Source organism: Hyphomicrobium sp. (assembly GCF_041659645.1).
In the GTDB taxonomy this organism is placed as follows: Bacteria; Pseudomonadota; Alphaproteobacteria; order Rhizobiales; family Hyphomicrobiaceae; genus Hyphomicrobium_B.
Map to the genome: position 1 here is coordinate 148482 of NZ_JBAZXX010000005.1, position 20120 is coordinate 168601.

Consider the following 20120-nt stretch of genomic DNA (forward strand, 5'->3'; position numbering starts at 1 on the left):
GAACCGCAAGGAGTTGTTCAGATGCTTACGAAACGCGATCTTCTTTGCTCTGCTGCGATGGCCGCACTCGTTGCCACGACAACAATGTGCAGCCCGGCAATAGCGCAGAACAAAGCCGAATGGCCCAGCCTGCTAGAGGCCAAGGACATCGCCGAGGAAGGCTTCATCTACGGCCTGCCGCTGGTGATGTATTATGCGGTTATGCAAGAGTTCGCCGTGGACAAGAACTCGGGGCAGTTCAAGGCGCCTTTCAACGAGATCAAAAGTCTGCACCATGTCGCCACGCCGGAGGATACGGCAGTTATCACTCCGAATAGCGACACTCCTTACTCGTTCATCTGGCTGGATTTACGCGCGGAACCGATGGTTATCTCGGTGCCGATGGTCAAAAAGGACCGCTACTTCGCGGTCCAGCTCATCGACGGCAACACCTACAATTTTGGCTACATCGGCACTCGCGCCACGGGGACCGAGCCGGGAGACTATCTGGTGGTTGGCCCCGGCTGGAAAGGTGAAACGCCGCCCGGGATCAAGAAGGTCTTTTCATCGACCACGCCGTTCCCGCTCGCGCTTATCCGCACTCAACTCTTCGACCCCGGTGACATGCCGAATGTCGAGGAAATTCAGGCCGGCTACAAGGCGGAGCCGCTTTCTGCTTTCCTTAAACAACCGGCGCCGCCTGCCGCGCCCAAGATCGAGTTCGTTCCTGCCACCACGGCCGGGATCAAGAATAACTTCTTCGAGTATCTCGACGCCGCCTTGCAATTCGTCCCCGAGACGCAAAGGGACAAGGCGATCCGTGCGAAACTCGCGAGGATTGGCGTCGGGCCCGGCAAGACCTTCGTGTTCAAGGATCTATCTCTCGAACACAAAGCCGAAATCCTGGTTGGTATGAGGCAGGGTGACGACAAGGTCGACAAATGGCTGGCCGGCGGAAACAAAAACATCAATGGCTGGAACGTCGGTTCGTTCTTTGGCGACGAGGCTTTCTACAATGGCGACTGGTTGATGCGGGCCGGGGCTGCAAAGGGCGGTCTTTTGGGCAACGACGCCGTTGAAGCGATGTACCCCTATACCCGAACGGACGCGACGGGTGAGCCTCTCGACGGCAGCAAGCACAAGTACACAATCACCTTCGCACCCGGGCAGCTGCCGCCAGTGAATGCGTTTTGGTCCGTTACGATGTACGACGGCAAGAGCCAGCTTCTGGTCAAGAACCCTATCAATCGCTACCTCATCAACTCTCCGATGTTGTCGGCGATGAAAAAGGAGGCGGACGGCTCGCTGACTCTGTACATCCAGAAAGACAGCCCCGGTGCGGACAAGGAAGCAAATTGGCTTCCGGCCCCGGATGACAAAATCTATCTCGTGATGCGCCTGTATTGGCCGAAGACGACGACGCCTTCGATCCTGCCGCCGGGCGAAGGAACGTGGCAGCCGCCCGGTGTGAGACAGGACTCATAGAAGACGCAGGTCTCGTACGCCTCTCCATCGCTAGGTTGTCGCGATCACATCGCTCGTTGTCGTGCTGTCCGCTGTGGGTCAGAAACGGCGGCCGGGTATTAGGTCTTCAGAGTTTCGCTTGTGCATCGTGAGCGGAATTTGGTGCCTCACACCCATGACCTTCTGCGGCCGCTCATGACGACATCGAAGTGTAACCCTCATTTATTTTGTTAGATATCGCGTTGTCTCCTACTCAGCGGGTCCAAGGTTCGAGCCCGTGATGACCCACCATTATATTGAAATCGCTGCATAGCTTCTCAGCGAGTTTTACATTTGCAGCTGACAATATATTTGCGCCGGAATTATCTACGGAACGTCCGTAGTTATGGTTGGAGGCGAGTGGGTCGACGATCATAGAAGCCGAGTTCAGTCGGCGGAATAAACACGCAATCGGTCCATGTCCACTCGCCGAAGGGTTGCGCGCTGATATTGCGAGAAGTTCGTACCTTTCATGTTCGACTGGGCGCAGGATGAAACGCCACTTCCACGATCGGAGTTAGCGGCGGTCCAGTTGGAACGGGCAGACATCATCCAATGAATAAGCTTCCGGATGCCGTGCTGCTCCGGCTGGCACAAAAATTGCGGACAATTCAATAGCCATCGGCGGGGTGGCCTCCTAAAAATTCAATGCCTCCCGATGCTTGCAGCTGAAAATTGCTTGTTGCGGCCGTTGCGTGCTTCGCATCTCTGCGAACCTTCCGCGCAATCGCAAGAAAGTTTGAACAAGAATTGAGCACACTCAACGAGACAAAAACAATGTTCTGGAAAAAGCGGGCGGTCGAGGGCCAATCTCAACAAATGGAAAATTCGATTAGGCCCGAAGGCGCAACGGTATCCTCGGATCTTGCGAAAATGGAGGACGTGCGGAGCTTGCCCCTCGCGGCTTCCGTAGTCGGAGCCATCCCGAGCACGGAACCGAAGACGGTGGAACCAGCCGCGGCGGGTAAGGGACCAAGTTCCACTTCGCAAGTCGATCAGATGCTGGCTTATGTGTATGAGCAGACGCGGCCCATCGATGACGGGGCCCTAGCCGATTATATACCGGAACTCGCCAATGTACCGGCCGACTCCTTTGGCATCGCGATCGCGACCGCGAACGGCAAAGTCCATACAATTGGCGACGCGGATCTAAAATTCACAATTCAGTCGGCATCGAAGGCGCTGACCTATTGCATGGCGCTCGAACTCGTGGGCCGCAAAGAGGTTTTGTCGCGCGCCGGCGTCGAGCCAAGCGGTGATCCGTTCAATGCAATTGAATTCAGTCCGGTGACACGCCGGCCTTTCAATCCGATGGTCAACGCTGGGGCCATTGCGATATCGGGGTTGCTGCGCGACATCCTAGGTCCAGAAACGGCGTTCGATCTTGTCCTCGATAGATTTTCCCGAGCCGCTGGACGTCAACTGACGCTTAATGAGGACGTCTATCGCTCCGAGGCTGCGACAGGGCATCGAAACCGAGCGATCGGTCATCTTCTCCTCAGTGTCGGGGCGCTGAACGAGCCGGTCGAGCCCGCACTCGACCTTTATTTTAGACAGTGCTCCATCCTGGTGACAGCGACGGACCTTGCACGTATCGGAGCTACGATCGCCAACCTTGGAGTCAATCCCGTCACCAATGAACACGTCTTCGATATCGATGCCGTGCGCGATACGCAGTCGGTGATGTTCACATGCGGAATGTACGACTATTCTGGCGGCTGGGCCTACGAGGTTGGAATTCCAGCGAAGAGCGGCGTTGGGGGCGGAATTCTTGGTGTGGTGAACAGGCAGCTTGGGATCGGTACTTATTCGCCACGACTCGATAGCAATGGCAATTCGGTACGGGGTGTCGCAAGCTATCGAATGATTTCGGATAGCCTTGGTCTGCACTCCTTCGATCTGACGAACACCGGTTCGGGCTTTGTCAGCTCGTTTTTCACGTCCGACTCTGCTGAAAGCTAAAATCACATACGGTCTTGATGGAATTAGAAGCCCAGGAAGCGGCGCTAAAAGTCGTGGGAGAAAAAGATGCGTTTAGACCAGGTCGGACTGCCCGGCGGCATCCTCAAGGTAAAGCTCATTGGGCCACTCGATATCGCTGGCGCAGGCGAAATCGACGCACCGTTCAGCGCCATCTCCAGCAAGAACAATAAGGTCATAGTCGACTTCAAGGACGTTACATTCCTCGCCTCGATTGGCATCAGGCTCCTCGTTAAAGCCGCGCGGGATATTGCCAAAAGAAACGGACGCCTCGTCGTCTTCAGCGCCACGGACGATGCACGGAAAGTTCTTCGCTCCACCGGCATCGACACAATCGTTCGCGTCGTAGCGGACGAAGCGACCGCGATCACAGCGTGCGGCTGATCGTTGAGGGTAGATGAGCTTCGCAGGTCAGATCAGCCTCCAACCTACGCCTCCCGATGTTACACGGTTGAATGCGTGGCTCGACCAAACATTTGTTGAGAGCGGAATCCAAAAATCGTTGGCCGCCGATCTCAAGCTCTGCCTCAATGAGATCGTCGCGAATCTCATTAGCTATGGCCTCAAAGATACTGCCGCACCGATGATCGCGATTGAGATCTGGCTTCAACCGGGCTGTGCGGCTGCGACGGTGAGGGATAACGGTATTACTTCGATCTTTGGGAATGGCCGCTTCCCAAGGATCGGAACTTGATGTCCGGCGAGCCTGGCGGGTTCGGTCTCGGGCTTATTCGAGAACGGGCGAGCCGGGTTGACTATTCGCGGGATGGAGATCTCAACCGTCTTGATATCGTGTGCGCGGATTAGCCTATGAACCGTAGCGCAACGCAAGTAATGTCGTCGGACTGTTCGGTACCTTCTGCAAAGCGCGTAACCTCGGCGTCCAAGTGGTGAACGATATCGGCGGATGTCGCGGACGTTCGCTTGTTCAGCCATTTCACCAGCCGCTCCAAGCCGAAAACGCGGCCGTCGATGTTGAAAGCTTCGGTGATACCGTCGGAGAGCAGCACCACAGTATCGCCGGGTGATAAATTACGCGTGCCCGTCGGATATTCCGCGACATCGAACAGCGCTATGGCAGGCCCCATGTGACCCATCGGTTCGCAGCCTTGGGCGTCAGTCAGTAAAACGGCATCATCATGTCCGGCACTTGAGAATGTCAGGACACCCGTTTCGAGATCGAGAACGGCATAGAAGATAGTGACGAACATGCCTTCTGTGTTGTCGCGAGACAGAATGGAATTGACTTTGGAGAGTACGCATCCGGGTTCTTCGTCATCGAAGGCGATTGTTCGTAGCACCGTCCGCGAGACGCTCATGAAGAGCGCGGCTGGGACGCCCTTGCCGGAGACGTCGCCGACAAGGAAGCCAAGTTTCCGATCGTTGATCAGGAAATAATCGTAGAAATCGCCGCCTACGGACTTGGCCGGTTTCATGATTGCGAAAATGTCGAATTTGCTATCGAACGGGCCAGTCGGGATTTCTCTGGGAAGGAAAGTTCGCTGGATCTGTGCAGCCGACTCCATTTCCTGGGCTATGCGCCGTAGTGTTAGGCGGCCTCGATTGCGCTCGCTTTCAGCTTCAAAATAGAGGTAGCCCGTCCCCAATATATAGGCGGCGGAGTTCGTCATGATGGGAAACACCGCGTCTATGAGCAGTCCGTGGGAAAATGCCCATACCGCTCCCAAAGCAAACACGCACACCGTGGCAAATCCAACCGCAGCCGCGACGCGCGCTCCCCACACATAGATCATTGCCGCAAGAATGAGCGTCGACGTCACCGTAAAAACGATCTCCATCCCCTTCGCGTAATCGGGCCGAACGAGAGGCGCGGCACCAATCAACTGCTCCAAGGCTTGTGCGTTGATTTCGACACCGGAGATGACGGGATCAAGAGGGGTGGCGCGCAAATCGAGCAAACCAGGGGCGGTCGTGCCGATGATCGCTATTCGACCTTCAAGGCTATGAGGCAAAGCTTTGTCCTGGAGCACGTCGGCCGCCGAAATCAAACGTTTCGCATCGTGTCGAGAGAAATGGATCCAGATCTGGCCGTCGGCGTCAGTAGGAATGATGGCGTCGCCTATGGCGACCGTCGTGATGCCATTGTTACCCGTAAACCCACCGTCACCCGCGGTACGGACGCGGATCGTCTTTGCCCCAATGAGCACACGCAGCGTCTCACTTGCGAGTGACGGATAGAGCTGATCCGATAGGCTCATGACGAGTGGGATGCGGCGGAGGATCTGGTCATGATCGGGAAACCAGTTCAAAGCGCCGATACCCGCGGCCGCTCGTTGCAGCACAGAGATATTTACCGATGCACCCAAAAATTCATGAACGAAAGACGAGGGGTTTTCACCAATCGTCGCGAATGATGCCTTCGCTGGTGGCGTGGATCCGGCGTCCTGAGACGTCCCGATAATACCGAGCACAACACGTCGACCGCTTAGCGCCGCAGCCATGACATCATCAGGGGACTGTGCTTCGGCATACTTGTCGAGAAGGGGTTTGAGTTCAGGCGATTTCCGTAGCGCTTCCGGCAATCGGTCCAACGCGCTCGGCGTTGCGTCGGGAAAAACCATATCGAGCGCCACGACGCGAACGCCGGATGCGAAGAGCTTGTCGATCAGCTTAGCGAGGAGATCGCGTTTCCAGGGCCAGTTTCCAAATGCTTTTATCGAAGGGTCGTCAATATCGATAATGCGGACTGGATAGTCTGGGTCAGACGCTCGCGGCAGCGTTTGCTGCAACACGTCGAATCCCAGCAATCGCAAACGGGCGATAAAATCCGAATCTTTCTCGCGCAGCAGTATGCCTGCTGCAAGAACGCTGGCGATGATAAACCAATAAGCCGCGCGAACGCCTGGCCGGCGATCGCGGTGCGTCCCCTCATGCGGCATGTCGAATAAAAAGCCCGTGGTGCATTTTAAGGGGCATGTTACATATGGCTCAAAATGAGGGAAACATATTCTTGGATCATCAGTGTGGAGACCGTCCGTCTGCCAAGCTCGGGACTTGCGGGCATTTGATGGTTATGGTGGCGTCGGCGTTACTGGCGTTTGAACCGCACGTCGCAGCTGATGATACCACGCCGGAAATCGGCACCGCTGTTACGATAAAGCGCGAGGTCATGGCGACACTCGGAGACGAAAAGCGCGATCTCAGGGAAGGCGGCCGGGTCCATCGCAGCGAGTATTTGGAAACAGGTGACAATTCGCAAGCCGAGTTGAAGCTCGACGATCAGACGAAGCTCGCCCTCGGTCCCAATGCGGGTCTGAAGCTCGATGACTTCGTGATTGGTAAAGCTGGCGGTGTAACGAGTATCGGTGTTAATTTCCTCAAGGGTACGTTTCGCTTTATCACCGGCTCGGAAAAGAAGGACGCCTATCGCATCGATACGCCGTCCGCGACGATCGGTGTGCGCGGAACGGTGTTCGACGTCTACGTCGACGGCAATGGCGACACCCTGGTGCTGCTGCAGGAAGGTGAAGTCGATATCTGTACGAAGACGCACACTTGTCGGCGTCATACCAGCGTCGGCCGCATTGTTCGCGCGACGATCGGCGGGATCCTTTCGGCGCCTCTCAAATTTTCTAACGGCCTGATCCCTGGGCTCGGGGTTGGCACCGCATTCCCGTTTGTTGGTAAAGCCCTTCGCATCGATCCGATCCCGCGACTGAAAACGGCGGATATCGTTGCAAAGCCAGCAACCAAAGCGGGTCGCGCCATAACAAAAGGTGCGGGCTCACTTGGTCGTGCGTTTAGAAGGGCGGTACCATTTTAGATCTCTCTCGCGTCGCCGGCCGCAGAGGTCCGCCTTGGGTCAATAGCAAAACTTGAGGGAAAGGCCATCGAGTACTGCTTCTGTCTCGAGAGCGGAATTCGCGGTCGGATATTTGTGCAAAATGGGCAAAGCGCGCAGCAGAAGCTGCGCTACAACAATAACAGACCGGTCCCGTCGGCGAGAGCCAACGGTCCGGTCGAAGGCAATAAAGATGCGTTCATAAAACGGATCGAAGCTCTCTTCCGACGTCGCGCTATTCTTCGGTTGCGCCGAGCAACGGAGTTATGCGGGGAAGCAAAGCCAAGCGCCTAAGCAGGTTTTGGGTGTCGTCACTTTGCACGCGATCTGCGAGGAGTGACACGTCGTCGTACCTGAGCCTTCGTCGCATTTCGTGTGGACCGGGCCCTTGCCCACGCGGCCCTGTCCATAGATGACGTTTGCGAGACCGTGCGTCGAGAAGAGTTCGGCGATATCGTGGGTCACAGCTTGGCCGAGCGCTCCAACCTTGACGCAATCAGCCTGAGCCGTTGCCGAAAGTGCGCAGAAGGCCGCTGCGGCCGCTAAGGCTAGTTTCAAAGAACGCATTCGCCCCTCCAAAAAAATGAGTCATCCCCATTGTTGAAGCTAGTTCAGTGCGTGGCTCCCGACAATAGAATCTGCTTGCGGCAAGCGGGGTTATCCCGAGAGGATCCGGTAAGCGTGCCGAATTTGCCACTCATTCGGCGGTCCGTAACGCCCGGCGCGACTCATGTGGAAGAAAGCCTTGCGGGCTCGTCCATTGCTCTTTTCAAAGCTTCTCAGCGCAGCTCGTTGCGAGCCATAACATCTCTTTCGAGCTGCTCCTGAATCGCGTCGATTGCTCGATTGAGCATATTGCAGGTCGGAAAATTCGACGTCTTCGGACGGTTTACCTCGAGCGGAAAAGGCGGCCTCTCGGCCGTAGTTTCTGCTCGCTCCATGATAATCATCATCCCAGGGGCCGATCTCCTTGGCGGTCCGTGGCCTCGATGAGGCAAGCGAAAAACTCCCAAGTCGTCTTAGGCCGAGACACGAGATGTACGCGGATCAACCATCGTCGAGATAAATTTCGCTCCAGTGCACGCCTCAGCCAGAACCGTTCCTTCTCACCGTAGAGCTATTTTCCGGATCGCGTGAAAAAGACGGCCGGTGTTCCTTCCCGCGTTTTGTCAGCGGGCGGTGTGCCGTCAATCACCGCTCATTCGCTTACGCCATGCGCGGTGGATTTGCTCTTCCAGAGGAAGAGTAACGCATACGATCGACGCAAAAACAAAAAAGACAAAGCTCAAGGAGATTTTTATGCAAACCGTCCCAAGTTCGAGCGCGCGACCAAGGTCGTGGCGCACTGGTATCCTTGCGTCTACGTTATTGGCAGCGACAGCATTTACGACGGTGCCGGTGCTCGCCAATAACTCTGACGACAATAACAACGGTCCGGTTGTCAAAACCGCAGAGGGACCGGTTCGTGGGCTGACCAAAAACGGCGTCAGCATCTTTCTCGGCATTCCCTATGCCGCGCCGCCGGTCGGGAAGCTGCGCTGGCAGCCGCCGCAGGCCGTCAAGAAGTGGAAAGATACCTACGACGCGACAGATTATAAAAGCTCGTGCCCGCAAGTCACCGAACTCGGCGCCTTTGCCGGTCCTGCGAGCGTGAACGAGGACTGCCTTTACCTCAGCGTTTTCACGTCAAACAAGAAAAACGGTAAGAAGCCGATCTTGGTCTGGATCCACGGCGGCGGCAACGTCGATGGCGAATCCAATGACTATGACGCGAGCAAGCTCGCGACCGGCGGCCCCAACGGAAAAGATACCGTCGTCGTCGTGATCAACTATCGTCTGGGCCTTTTCGGCTTCCTCTCCCATGCCGCGCTCAACAACGAGGGTCATTTGTGGGGCAACTACGGCATCCTCGACATTCAAGCGGTCCTTCGCTGGGTTCAGAGGAACGCCGCAGCCTTCGGTGGAGATCCGACCAAAGTTGCTCTCGGCGGCCAATCCGCCGGTGCACAGGACACAGGCGCCAATCAGCTTTCGCCCTTAGCTGCTGGATTGTTCAACCGGGCTATCTACGAAAGCGCACCTCTCGCCTCGTTGGCCAACGCGACGACTGCGCTGACCAACGGTAACAACTTTGCAACGGCGGCCGGATGCACAGGTTCAAACGTTGCAAAATGCCTGCGCGACCTGCCTGCCTCGCGCATTCTGCAGCTGCAGGGAACGCCGAATGCCAACGGCCCGTACATCACCGGACCGTTCGTCGATGGCACCATCGTCCCGATACAGCCCGAAGCCGCCTGGACGACGGGCCGTTTCAACAAGATGCCGACAATGGGCGGCGCCGTGAAGGATGAAGGTAACTTCAGCATCGGCATCACGGAATACTTCTCGGGCCCCCCGCAGGTGCCGATGACCGCGGATCAGTACAATGCCCGCGTCACAGGAGCGACGGCCCAGCAGTACCCGCTTAGCAATTACGGTGGCAACACGCAGCTTGCCTATGATCGCGTCTCCACGGATCGCGGCAAGTGCAGCGGTCTGCACGTCCTGAAGGAGTGGGGACCGCAGATGCCGACTTATGGCTACGACTTCACTTACCAGAACGCGCCGTACTACTTCCCGAAAATGCCGGGCTTCCAAGCTCTGGCCGCGCACACGATCGATATCCAATTTCTGTTCCAGAACTGGCATGGCGGATCGTTGGGTGTGAATCTTGACCAGACCACAGGCGTACCGCGCGAAATCCAGGGTGCAGAGGTCGGGCTGTCTGATTCGCTCGTTGCGGCTTGGACGAACTTTGCCGCAAACGGTAATCCGAACGGCTCAGGCAACTCGCCATGGCCGAAGGTCGCCGGCTCATCGATCCAATTCTTGAACGAGAACACACCGCTCGCGACGGAATCGGAAGCTGCATACAGATCCGCATACAATTGCGATTTCTGGGATACGCAGATCGTGTACCCAACGATGTAACCATCGAAGACAGACGGAAAGTTCAGCGGCTGCATCCTTCGAGGTGCAGCCGCCATTGTGATGCAAAAGCGCCTGATGTCAGGAGTCGATAGTTCGCGCTCGCCCCGGCGTCACACCGAATTTCTCTTTAAAGATGCGATTGAATGCCGAAGGATCTTCGAAACCCCATCGCGCCGCCACGGCATAAGCGGGTTCGTTGCGAAGCGCATCCGCGGAGAGATCTCTCCGGATATGATCCAGCCGCTTCGACGTCACATAGCTACAGAAGGTCATGGCTTTTTCAGCGAAGAGTTTATGGACATAACGGAGAGAGATTCCAAGTTCGGCTGCTGCAGACTTGGGTGAAAGATCAGGATCACTCAGGTGCGTCTCGATGTATTCCAAGAGTTCGCGCATCAAAGATCTCTGTGCGGAGTTTTTCTGCGGTTGCGTTCCGTAATCCTTCGCAATGGCCAACGCTGCGACCGGGAGCAGAGAGCTGAAGACATTGAAGAGCGCGGCAGCTTCGCCCGTCGGAATGGCGAGCAAATTCTCCGAGAGATAGAAAAGACATGCGGCCAGTGGCGCAATCATAGTCTCGGCCGAAATAAGAGCGCAGCTCAGATCGGCATCCGCCTTCTCGAGGGATGCAGATTGATCCCTATCGATACGAAACGAGAGGTTCTCGAACGGCCCATCACTTTTCTCTTTCGCAATGACGGGATGACGACTCTCATAAATGATGAGATCCCCGCGCTTTGCGACGAGGTCGTGCTGGCCTTGCTGAACATGCAGTTCGCCAGACATGACGTAATTTGCGTAAATGCATTCTGTCGGTGAGCCGTTGAGCTCGGCTCTGTCCCGCGATGCGGTAATGGGATTCGACCTGGTTTTAGCGATAGCACCGGTCGGCAGGATCAAACCTTCCGCGCGTCCATGAAAGGCATCGTCGCATTGTCGCTCGATCGACCACGGAAAAAAGGCGCCACAGATGAATTGTCGGAAAGCGCCGAAGGCTGCCGTCGAGGGTCCATAATGGCTGTCCCACAAGCATGTTTTCGGCGCGTCTTGCGTGTTTGCGGAAGTGCCCAATTTTTTTCCCCACGAATCGAGCCTAGGAATCAATGCGCGTTCCGAAGCGGCTCGGCGCGCATGCGAAGCGGGATTTGAAGGCACGATTGAATGTCGAGAGATCTCCAAAACCCCAACGATAGGCCATTGCGGCTATCGGCGGCTTTTGGGAGCAGGCGAGCAAATCCCACTTGACCCGTTCGAGGCGCTGTCCGGTGACATACGAACCAAACGTCTCGGCGGTGGTTGAGAAGAGTTTGTGGATATAGCGAACCGATACGCCAAGATGCGCCGCGACGAGCGCGGGTGACAAATCGGGGTTTGAAAGGTTCCGATCGATATAGCGCAGAGCCTCGCGCAGTCTTCGATTGCCTTTTGCTGCTCCACTTTCCAAGTGTTCGCCAAAGCCCGTGCCGATGACCAAAGGAAGCAGTGCGATGCAGGCATCGAAGAGGCCGGAAATTTCAATCTCTGACGATGTCAACAATCCCTTGACCATAAGGTTCAGGGAGCTGCCGAGGGGACCGGAAAGTCTTTCCGAACTCACGACGACGTTGCGGAAAAGATCATCCACATTGCTGTCGTCCGCAAACACCGACCTTGGAATGATGAACGCAAGATTATCGCACGGGACGTCTGGCTTCTCGGTCAAAACGACGGGATCATAGCTCTGATAGAGCACAAGCTCGCCGGGTTTCGCTATGTTGGTACGCCCAGCCTGCTCGACTTTGAGTTCGCCGCCGATGATCAGGTTGCCGTGGATGCATTCAAAGACCGAATTCGCAATATTCGACTTTGTCTTCGTGGCGGTGATCGGACTCATCCTGACGCGGCCGACGGTGCCGTTATCAAAGCTGAGGCTTTCTACGCGACCTTGAAACTCCGCGCCCGAGTATTCGGGCGTCCACGGCATGAATTCGCTGCAGATCGTCTCGCGAAACATGCCAAAAGCTCTCGTGGGCGGACCTAAGCGGCTGTCCCAAACGAAAAGTCGAGCAGCGCGTGCGGGCGCGCCGACCGAGATACTCGACATTTTTTTCCTCCCATCTACGGTTCTATCGCCGCTTTGATGAGTGCCCGCTTTTCATTTCATCTCCGCGCGCCGGCAGAAAACCATTTTGTGGTTGATGCTAAAATTATTGAAACGTGTTCGCAACGAACTGTGACATGGCTGTATAGCAGAACCTTGCATGACTCGCTTGGCACTGAGTGAACTGTTATCGCGATGGCGCGCACAAAAAACCTTCGTCGCATTGCGATGCAAGAATTTTGACGTCGGCGATCGCGAGAATCTTGAAAGAATTTAACTCAATTTTTTGACGGTGTTCGACGTCGAGGCTGATCGGACACTGTAGAAGTCTTCGGACCGTTCGACCGCTGCTGGTCATAATCCGTCTCTTGAATTACCAAGGCTGTTTCGAGCGGGTCGCCGCCTGGTATGTGAACTCGCTACCGATTGGGATGAGATGACGTCACGCCGCGCGTTAACGATTTTTCTCATCTTGGCAAGCGCCATTGCGGCAGTGTCCCTTTACGTGTTTGAGCCGTATCGCGCCGCGGTATCCTGCCTACTCGGTTGGACGGCGCTCGCGATCGCCGTCTACGACGCAGAAAACCTGATCATTCCAGACGTGCTATCGCTGCCGTTAATCCCATTCGGCCTGATCGCAGTGTGGCTGCTGGATGGTGCAGATGCCGAACAAGCATCGGTGCTCGAACACATTGCAGCGGCCATCGCTGGCTGCGGACTCCTATACGCAGTTCGGCAAGGCTACTACCTTTGGCGCGACCGCGAAGGGCTCGGGCTCGGAGACGTCAAGCTCGGGGCTGCCGCGGGCGCGTGGACGGGATTGCAAGGGCTGAGCAACGTTCTGCTCTTGGCGTGTGTGCTGGCGATATCCTATGTCGTGCTGCTCAGGTTCTATAAAAAATCATCCATCACCGCGATGACGGCTGTGCCATTCGGTATTTTTCTCGCTCCTTCGATTTGGGTCATTTGGTGCATCGATTTTCTGGCCGTGGGCACAAAATTTAACCTTCTTGCGGCGACGCCTTGACAACGGTCAATCGGCAATACCTGACCGCCTTCATTTGATGGATGATTGTCGTCCGCCGTGCCCAGGTTCCTGAACCTCTACATCCCAGGCAGTAGGCCGCGGCGCGAGAGATTGCATACCAGCACGCAATGCTTCGGCGGCGTTGCTCGCATCTTCCGGGTTGCGAATGACGGTTGGGCGAATGAAGACGATGAGCTCCGTCCTCACCTTGGTGTTGTTTGTATTTCCGCCGAGGACGTCCCCGAGGTATGGGATTTTGTTGAGTACGGGGATGCTGGATTTTGAGTGATCTACTTCCTCTCGAATGAGGCCGCCCAGAACCACCATCTGACCGCTTTGGACGGCAACCGTGCTGGTGACGCGCCGCTGCGAGATCGTCGGCGTTAGTGTTGTCGACGTCGAATTCGGGCCGGAAGGATTCACGACAGCACTGACCTCCTGTTGAATTTCCATTGTCACGAGACCGTTGCTATTGATGCGCGGCGTCACGTTGAGAATGACCCCGGTGTTCTTGAATTCAATTTCATTGACCGTAGGGGAGTCCGGGTTGATTACGCTTTGCGCCTGGCGAGTGATGATCGGGACCTCGTCCCCCACTTCCAAGGTGGCTGGCTGGTTGTGAAGAACAACGACGGATGGCGACGAGACCACGCGGACCGCTGTCACCTGCGCCAGCGCGTCGAGGATGACGCGCGGATTGGAGGCAATGTTGCCGGCGATCAGGTTGAGGCCAGGAGCGACGGGACTGATAGATAGTGCATCACCCGTGCTGAACCCCAGAAGCCCAGACCTGCCGCCATTCTTTTGCAGATAGAATTGCACGCCATAAGACAGGTTGTCGTTCAGCGTTACCTCGGCAAGTGTAGCATTGATAAGGACCTGCAGAGGCGGCTGGTCTATGCGCTGGAGGATTTGAAGAATCTTCCGGTAATTGCGCTCCGAGGATTTGATGAGCAACTTGTTGTTGCGCTCGTCGGGAGTGACGCGCACCTGGTTTCCGGACGATGATGACGACGAAACCGAGGATGTAGAAATATCATCCGATGACGTGTCGTCGGCAGTCGAAGTCGGGGAGGCACTCTTCAACGGACCGCTACTTGAAGATGAGTCGCCGCCGCCGCCGAAACCCGATCCACTTCCCGCGCTGCTATTGCTACCGAAACTGCTTCCAAAGCCACTTCCCAAACCGCCACCACCAGAGCTGCCGGCTCCAGTGCTGCTGCTCGAACTCGTTCGGGAGGCGCCGAGCGTGGGCGCAACCTCCTTTTCTTCGGCGTCTCGACTCGAGCCGCTGCTTGATCCTGAGAATGCCGCCATTAGCAGACGCGATAAATCGCGCGCTCGGCCATTCTCCACTCGATAAACGTAATAGTTGTCGTCATCTGCGCCGCTGTGATCGAGTCGCGCTATCCAGTCCGCAGCCTTATCGATCATCTGCGACTTTGGAGAGAGGACCAGGATGGCGTTCAAGCGCGCAATCTGCTGAAACTTGATCAGACCCCGGCCTTGCCGATCGGTCTGAAATACCTGCTGCAATTCGCGGATGACGTCGTCAGGCTGCGCGTTGTTGAGTTTGAACAGGCCAGCCGACTGACCCTTCATCCAATCCACGTCGAACATAGAGATGATATCGACGACCGATTGCCGTACTTGGCTCGTGCCGCGCACGAACAAGAGGTTGTTATAAACGCTCGCACGCAGATCGTCCTGCTTGACCAGCAGCCCATCGAGCATGCGCATGATTGAATCGGTCGAAACGTATTTAAGTGCAAAGATCGAAACGCCATAGCCGGCTCCGACCTCGCGGCTTTCCCTGACGTAGTCGAACGCGGAGATTCCTTGCTGGTGCGCATCGGCCTCCGGAACGACTCGATAAACGTTATTTTCGATCAAGAGAGCGGCGTGATAGGTCGCCAGAACACTCTCCAGGATAGAAATCAGTTCGGTGCGCGAGACCGGTCCGCCGGTCGATAACGTAACGCGGCCTTCGACGTGAGAATCGAAGACATATGTAATTCCAAGAGTGTCTTTCAGAATGATCTTTGTGAGTTCTGAAAGCTCTGTATCGTTGAAATTGAGTTCATATCCGGATTCGCTCTGGCTTATTCCCGGTGTTAATTGCCTGGGGGGAGCGGCTACTCGATTATCTCCGAGATATTTTTCGGAAATAACCTTGGTATTGCCGTTGGAATTATATTGCGGTTGATAATTTTCCGGACTGGCCGGCGCGAGATTCGCATTGGAAAGCTTTCCGACCTCGTCTGGAGGTTCGATAAGCGGCTTATCAAGGGATGAGCAACCCGAAGTGCTAAGCGACGCAAGCCATACAGCTACCAGAATCAACCAGCGAATCATGAACGACTTCCCCTAGGACGCTTGTCTATCCGGCATTGTTTTTGTTTGGACTTCGCATGCACAGCTGCGAAGAAAGCTTCTCCGTTGCCGACTGCGGTCCCCACCGCATCCACAGGTAAGCACGGAGTATTTTTTGAGTCGCGACAATAGCTTCAGGACGAACTTCGTAACAAAATTTCGGCGGCCCGACTGTCTTTGAATCGTTCTCTGTTGCCCACGTGTTACTTAAGCTCACGCGTACCATAGTCGCGAATGCGCATAGAGAGAACTAAATTGGATTACAGTGCACTCATTCACGGTAGTTGCAGATTTTGAGCAATGGTTCCGTAATGGACGAGCGCGCAAAAGGTTGCCGATAAATAGCCTTAACAGCGTCGTGTAAAAAAAATTGGGATTTATAGAGGCAAGCTTTGTTGGTATGCTCCGGAGTTCTTGGCGTTAGGACGCTTATACTCAAAGGCAGGGGCGGCCAGTGTGAGTGGGAGTTTCGAAGAGTACCTGCTCAGTGAGCGGCTCATTTCGCGAAGCGATCTGGACAGCGTCGGCAAGTTTCGCCAGGAGACGGGCGCGTCCATATTCTCGGCCTTGCGAAAGGCGTCCGGTGTGCAGTCGCAAGTCCTCGTCCGTGCGGTGGCGGACTTCCACAATGTTCCGAAGGTCGAAGAAAGCGATTGGCTGAAGTATCAGCCGCCTCAGGTCCACATTTCATACGCGTTCTTGCGCGAGAATAAGGTGTTTCCGTTCGGAGACATTGACGATGGAATCCTTCTGGCAATGGAGGATCCATCGGACATCCAGGCAATAAACTCGGTCCGCATCGCCCTTCAGCGAGAAATCATTCCGCGCGTTGCCTCGGCCGAAGACATCCTGGCTGCCATCGAGCGTGCCGCTCGGGAACGCGGCAGCTCATCCATGTGGCAGGACACATCTAAAGAGGCGGCCGTCGGCGACGACGTCGAACACCTGCGCGATATGGCACTGGGTGCGCCCGTCGTTCGATTTGTCAATCAGATGATCCAGCATGCGGTGCATGCGAGGGCGACCGACATCCATATCGAACCATTCGATGGCCGCGTCGCCATCCGGATGCGCGTCGACGGCATGCTCCGCGACGTTACCCCGCCGCCTGCTCAGATGTCGAAAGCCGTCGTATCGCGGGTGAAGATCTTGTCGGGGCTCAATATTGCCGAGCGGCGCTTACCCCAGGACGGTCGCGCGCGCATCAGGCTGAACGAGCACCGGCTCGATCTTCGTATCGCGACCATCCCCACGATTCACGGCGAGGCGGTCGCGATTCGCCTGCTCGACAACGTCAGGAGAATGCTCGATTTTGCCCCACTGGGATTTGGACCGCGCGACGAGCGTGAAATACGAAGCCATCTCTCGGCGCCCTATGGCCTGATGTTGGTAACGGGGCCGACGGGTTCAGGCAAGACGACCACGCTTGCCACCTCCCTGTCGCTGCTCAATAAATCTCATCGAAAGATCCTGACCATCGAAGACCCGATCGAGTATGAGCTCGACGGCGTCAACCAGACACAGGCAAAGCCGTCCATTGGACTGAGTTTCGCCGACGCTTTGCGGTCCTTCCTCAGGCACGACCCTGATGTTCTGATGGTCGGCGAAATGCGCGACGGCGAAACGGCGAGCATAGCCATTCACGCCGCGCTGACCGGCCACCTCGTGCTTTCGACGCTACATACTAATACGGCGGCTGGGGCCATTCCGCGGTTGCTCGACATGGGCATTGATGCCTTTCTCCTCGCCTCATCGCTGAGATGTGTCGTCGGTCAACGGCTCGTCCGGGTGCTCTGTCCGCATTGCAAGCAACCTTCCGACGAGGAGCTATCGTTGGGTGGTGCTCAAGACAGCCACACGGGAGAAGACAAAGGTCACTGGCGCGCCGTCGGGTGCGAGCGCTGTTTTGGCAGCGGCTACAGCGGACGCATCGTGATCGCGGAAGTTCTGAGCGTCGACGATGAAATTCGCCAGCTGATACAACCGAACGCGCGAACCGCGGAAATCGAGGCGGCCGCACGGCGCAAGGGTATGACGTCAATGATTTTGGACGGCCTCGCGAAGTGCCGCGCGGGCGTGACCACACAAGAGGAGGTTCGCCGCGTAGCACTCGATATTTAGCGACGCTCAAAAAGCGCCGTCACGACAAAAAAAACAAAAAAGTGGAGGACGCGTTCATGAAATCTGAGATCAACGAGCATCGGTTGGGTGGCCCTCGTCGGGCCGACTGACGATGCTCTATCGCTATAAGGCGCTCAGCCGTGCGGGGGCCAGTCTTTCCGGCGAGATGGAAGCGATTAGTCGCGCGACCGTCCTGGAAGACCTGCACCAGCTTGGCCATTTTCCGATCGAAGTGACGGAGCTGAACGGCTCCGCAGGCGGCGGCGTACGCGTCGCTTCGGGATTATTCTCGGGCCTTCCGTCTCCACGCCAGATCACGCTTTTTACGCGCGAGCTCGGCATGCTTCTCAAGGCGGGTCTGCCGCTCGATCAGGCATTGGGATTTATCGAGCGCGATGCAGGATCGAAGTCCCTCGCGCGGCTAGTGGGCCGTATCGGCAACGAGGTCAGCGGCGGCAAAAGCCTCTGCGAGGCGCTCGAGATGCAGGGCGAGGCATTCCCGCCGATTTACTCGAGAATGGTACGGGTCGCCGAGGCGAGCGGAACGCTTGAAACGGTTCTTGAACGCATCGCACACGGTCGGGAGAAGGCCCAAAAGCTCAAAAGCATGGCGCTTTCTGAGGTGCTCTATCCTTGTTTGCTAATCGTGATGGCGATCTCGGCTGTAACGATCATGCTGACGTTCGTCGTTCCGCGCTTCAAGGACATGATCTCGAACGCAGGCACCGAAATTCCCGAGCAGGCGCGTTTCGTGATCGGTGCCTCGGACTGGCTTCTTGCCAACTGGGACTATTTGCTGGGAAGCATCGTCGGCGCGGTGATCCTCGTCGTCGGGACGTGGCCAAAGATCCGCGGCGATGTGCAGACGTTGCTGATGCGGGTTCCACTTGTTGGCAATATTCTTCAATTGAATCTTACAATCCGGTTCTGCCGCACCCTTGGGATGCTGCTCGAAAATGGCATCGATCTTCCCGCTGCGATGAAGCTCGTCGGCGATGTGATCGGCAATAAGCCGGCGGCCGCGGCGCTCGATCAGTCCTACGACGCGTTGAGAAAGGGGCGAAGCTTTCTCGAGCCGCTATCGCAGTCCCGTCTCTTCCCTCCCGTCTTGATCAACATGCTTCGTGTCGGCGAGGAAACGGGAAGCCTGTCGTCGTCCCTGCTCCACATGTCGGAGGTCTTCGAAGAGAAGTTGGAAAGAACCGTGGAGCGTACGTTCACGATTTTCGAGCCGCTGATCATCCTGCTCGTCAGCGGCGTTATCGCATTCATTATCGTCTCGATCTTGAGTGCCGTTATCAGCATCAACGACTTGGCCATGTGACGGAAAGTGCAAGATCAATGAATATCGACGACATCGTACGCATGACAAACAAGCTGAGACGCGGGCGCAAGGTACCTGGACCCAATCGTCGTGCCGGAGAAGCTGGGTTCACGCTGATCGAGCTTCTTGTCGTGATGGTGATCCTTGTTCTGCTTGCGAGCCTCGTCGCGCCGCGCGTCATCGGCTACCTTGGCAGCTCGCGTACGAAATCGGCGAAGGTGCAGATCGAAAGCCTGAGTACGTCGCTCGAACTCTACAAGCTCGATACCGGACGCTATCCGGACGCGCGCGAAGGGCTGAGCGCGCTCGTCCAACGGCCCGGCAATTTGCCGAGCTGGAACGGACCGTATCTCAAGAAGGACAAGGTGCCGCTCGATCCGTGGGGGCAACCCTACATCTATCGTTACCCTGGGCAGCACGGACCGTTCGATATCTTGACGCTTGGCGCCGACAAGAAAGAGGGCGGGCAAGGTGAGGATCAGGACATTGCGAGCTGGCAGTAGCCAAACGGATGCGAGCGGAAGTGCGGGCTTTACGCTCATAGAGGTGCTGGCGGTGTTGGTTATCATCGCGATGACCGCCGCCGCGATATCGACGCTCTATCGTTCGCCGTCGGGCGGCGCTCAGATCAAGACGGCCGCGCTTCTTGCTGCGTCGCGCCTCCGCGATATGCGCTCCAACGCAATGACCTCCGGGAGCGAGAGTTTCGCGGCAATCGACGTCGATCGCCACACGATGCAGTTCAGCGACGGCAGCGCGCCCATCGCATTTTCTCGATTGATGGAAATTGAGGTGACGGCGGCTGATAGCGAGAAGCAGGACCCCTCGGTTGCGGGCGTCCGATTCTATCCGAACGGCAGCTCAACAGGCGCCACTATAAATCTGAAAATGGGAGAGCGGGCTTATGAAATCCGCGTCAACTGGCTTACGGGACGAGTCTCCACAGCCTCGATCAATTAAA

Annotated in this window: 16 protein-coding genes; 11 read left to right on the forward strand and 5 right to left on the reverse strand. The window is 56.4% G+C overall.

Annotation, left to right across the window (positions count from 1 at the left end):
- Nucleotides 1-21: 21 nt before the first annotated feature.
- The 4 genes from WC811_RS18670 (at nt 22) to WC811_RS18685 (ending at nt 4156) form a co-directional block, all read left to right on the forward strand.
- Nucleotides 22-1464, forward strand: coding sequence for a DUF1254 domain-containing protein (locus tag WC811_RS18670; RefSeq protein WP_372646908.1), 1443 nt, complete (start codon nt 22-24; stop codon nt 1462-1464).
- Nucleotides 1465-2259: 795 nt separating this feature from the next.
- Nucleotides 2260-3444 carry a glutaminase A gene (gene glsA / locus WC811_RS18675; RefSeq protein WP_372646910.1) on the forward strand — a complete coding sequence of 395 codons (1185 nt, stop codon included), beginning with the start codon at nt 2260-2262 and terminating at the stop codon, nt 3442-3444.
- Nucleotides 3445-3510: 66 nt separating this feature from the next.
- On the forward strand, nt 3511-3846 hold the full coding sequence (locus WC811_RS18680) for an STAS domain-containing protein (RefSeq protein WP_372646911.1): 336 nt from the start codon (nt 3511-3513) through the stop codon (nt 3844-3846).
- 13 nt (nt 3847-3859) lie between these two features.
- Nucleotides 3860-4156: an ATP-binding protein gene (locus tag WC811_RS18685; RefSeq protein WP_372646912.1), complete on the forward strand. Its 297-nt coding sequence runs from the start codon at nt 3860-3862 to the stop codon at nt 4154-4156.
- A 109-nt stretch (nt 4157-4265) separates the two neighbouring features.
- Here the strand turns inward: WC811_RS18685 and WC811_RS18690 are convergent, their stop codons facing one another.
- A complete protein-coding gene (locus tag WC811_RS18690) occupies nt 4266-6362 on the reverse strand; it encodes a CHASE2 domain-containing protein (RefSeq protein WP_372646913.1) in 2097 nt (698 codons plus the stop codon).
- A gap of 128 nt (nt 6363-6490) precedes the next feature.
- On the opposite strand from WC811_RS18690, the gene WC811_RS18695 reads away from it, so the two are divergent.
- The gene (locus tag WC811_RS18695; protein ID WP_372646915.1) at nt 6491-7246 is read left to right on the forward strand and encodes a FecR domain-containing protein; all 756 of its coding nucleotides are present in this window, start codon (nt 6491-6493) and stop codon (nt 7244-7246) included.
- A 282-nt stretch (nt 7247-7528) separates the two neighbouring features.
- Here the strand turns inward: WC811_RS18695 and WC811_RS18700 are convergent, their stop codons facing one another.
- Nucleotides 7529-7831: a hypothetical protein gene (locus WC811_RS18700; RefSeq protein ID WP_372646917.1), complete on the reverse strand. Its 303-nt coding sequence runs from the start codon at nt 7829-7831 to the stop codon at nt 7529-7531.
- Between the two features lie 732 nt (nt 7832-8563).
- Here WC811_RS18700 and WC811_RS18705 point away from each other — a divergent pair.
- Nucleotides 8564-10234 (forward strand): carboxylesterase/lipase family protein, encoded by a 1671-nt coding sequence (locus WC811_RS18705; RefSeq protein ID WP_372646919.1) that lies wholly within the window; start codon nt 8564-8566, stop codon nt 10232-10234.
- A 78-nt stretch (nt 10235-10312) separates the two neighbouring features.
- On the opposite strand, the gene WC811_RS18710 is transcribed toward WC811_RS18705, so the two are convergent.
- Nucleotides 10313-11389 (reverse strand): helix-turn-helix domain-containing protein, encoded by a 1077-nt coding sequence (locus WC811_RS18710; protein ID WP_372646920.1) that lies wholly within the window; start codon nt 11387-11389, stop codon nt 10313-10315.
- Complete coding sequence (locus WC811_RS18715; protein ID WP_372646921.1) at nt 11328-12317, reverse strand: helix-turn-helix domain-containing protein; 990 nt, start codon at nt 12315-12317, stop codon at nt 11328-11330. The genes WC811_RS18710 and WC811_RS18715 overlap by 62 nt, the downstream gene beginning before the upstream one ends.
- Before the next feature lie 433 nt (nt 12318-12750).
- Between WC811_RS18715 and WC811_RS18720 the strand changes: the two genes are divergently transcribed.
- Complete coding sequence (locus WC811_RS18720) at nt 12751-13341, forward strand: A24 family peptidase (protein ID WP_372646922.1); 591 nt, start codon at nt 12751-12753, stop codon at nt 13339-13341.
- Nucleotides 13342-13371: 30 nt separating this feature from the next.
- Here the strand turns inward: WC811_RS18720 and gspD are convergent, their stop codons facing one another.
- Nucleotides 13372-15696 carry a type II secretion system secretin GspD gene (gene gspD, locus WC811_RS18725; protein ID WP_372646924.1) on the reverse strand — a complete coding sequence of 775 codons (2325 nt, stop codon included), beginning with the start codon at nt 15694-15696 and terminating at the stop codon, nt 13372-13374.
- Nucleotides 15697-16170: 474 nt separating this feature from the next.
- On the opposite strand from gspD, the gene WC811_RS18730 reads away from it, so the two are divergent.
- From WC811_RS18730 to WC811_RS18745, 4 genes are all read left to right on the forward strand, one after another.
- Complete coding sequence (locus tag WC811_RS18730; protein WP_372646926.1) at nt 16171-17835, forward strand: GspE/PulE family protein; 1665 nt, start codon at nt 16171-16173, stop codon at nt 17833-17835.
- A gap of 112 nt (nt 17836-17947) precedes the next feature.
- A complete protein-coding gene (locus tag WC811_RS18735; RefSeq protein WP_372646927.1) occupies nt 17948-19159 on the forward strand; it encodes a type II secretion system F family protein in 1212 nt (403 codons plus the stop codon).
- 17 nt (nt 19160-19176) lie between these two features.
- Nucleotides 19177-19662: a type II secretion system major pseudopilin GspG gene (gene gspG / locus WC811_RS18740; protein WP_372646929.1), complete on the forward strand. Its 486-nt coding sequence runs from the start codon at nt 19177-19179 to the stop codon at nt 19660-19662.
- Nucleotides 19646-20119 carry a prepilin-type N-terminal cleavage/methylation domain-containing protein gene (locus WC811_RS18745; RefSeq protein ID WP_372646931.1) on the forward strand — a complete coding sequence of 158 codons (474 nt, stop codon included), beginning with the start codon at nt 19646-19648 and terminating at the stop codon, nt 20117-20119. The genes gspG and WC811_RS18745 overlap by 17 nt, the downstream gene beginning before the upstream one ends.
- Nucleotide 20120 lies beyond the last annotated feature (1 nt).

What these genes read in the sequence shown, in the direction of transcription:
- glsA (WP_372646910.1), top strand. Translation starts at nt 2,260, where the DNA reads ATGTTCTGGAAAAAGCGGGCGGTCGAGGGCCAATCTCAACAAATGGAA.
- WC811_RS18735 (WP_372646927.1), top strand. Translation starts at nt 17,948, where the DNA reads ATGCTCTATCGCTATAAGGCGCTCAGCCGTGCGGGGGCCAGTCTTTCC.
- WC811_RS18690 (WP_372646913.1), bottom strand. Translation starts at nt 6,362, where the DNA reads ATGCCGCATGAGGGGACGCACCGCGATCGCCGGCCAGGCGTTCGCGCG.
- WC811_RS18680 (WP_372646911.1), top strand. Translation starts at nt 3,511, where the DNA reads ATGCGTTTAGACCAGGTCGGACTGCCCGGCGGCATCCTCAAGGTAAAG.
- WC811_RS18695 (WP_372646915.1), top strand. Translation starts at nt 6,491, where the DNA reads ATGGTTATGGTGGCGTCGGCGTTACTGGCGTTTGAACCGCACGTCGCA.
- WC811_RS18705 (WP_372646919.1), top strand. Translation starts at nt 8,564, where the DNA reads ATGCAAACCGTCCCAAGTTCGAGCGCGCGACCAAGGTCGTGGCGCACT.
- WC811_RS18685 (WP_372646912.1), top strand. Translation starts at nt 3,860, where the DNA reads ATGAGCTTCGCAGGTCAGATCAGCCTCCAACCTACGCCTCCCGATGTT.
- gspD (WP_372646924.1), bottom strand. Translation starts at nt 15,696, where the DNA reads ATGATTCGCTGGTTGATTCTGGTAGCTGTATGGCTTGCGTCGCTTAGC.
- WC811_RS18720 (WP_372646922.1), top strand. Translation starts at nt 12,751, where the DNA reads ATGACGTCACGCCGCGCGTTAACGATTTTTCTCATCTTGGCAAGCGCC.
- gspG (WP_372646929.1), top strand. Translation starts at nt 19,177, where the DNA reads ATGAATATCGACGACATCGTACGCATGACAAACAAGCTGAGACGCGGG.
- WC811_RS18715 (WP_372646921.1), bottom strand. Translation starts at nt 12,317, where the DNA reads ATGTCGAGTATCTCGGTCGGCGCGCCCGCACGCGCTGCTCGACTTTTC.
- WC811_RS18700 (WP_372646917.1), bottom strand. Translation starts at nt 7,831, where the DNA reads ATGCGTTCTTTGAAACTAGCCTTAGCGGCCGCAGCGGCCTTCTGCGCA.
- WC811_RS18670 (WP_372646908.1), top strand. Translation starts at nt 22, where the DNA reads ATGCTTACGAAACGCGATCTTCTTTGCTCTGCTGCGATGGCCGCACTC.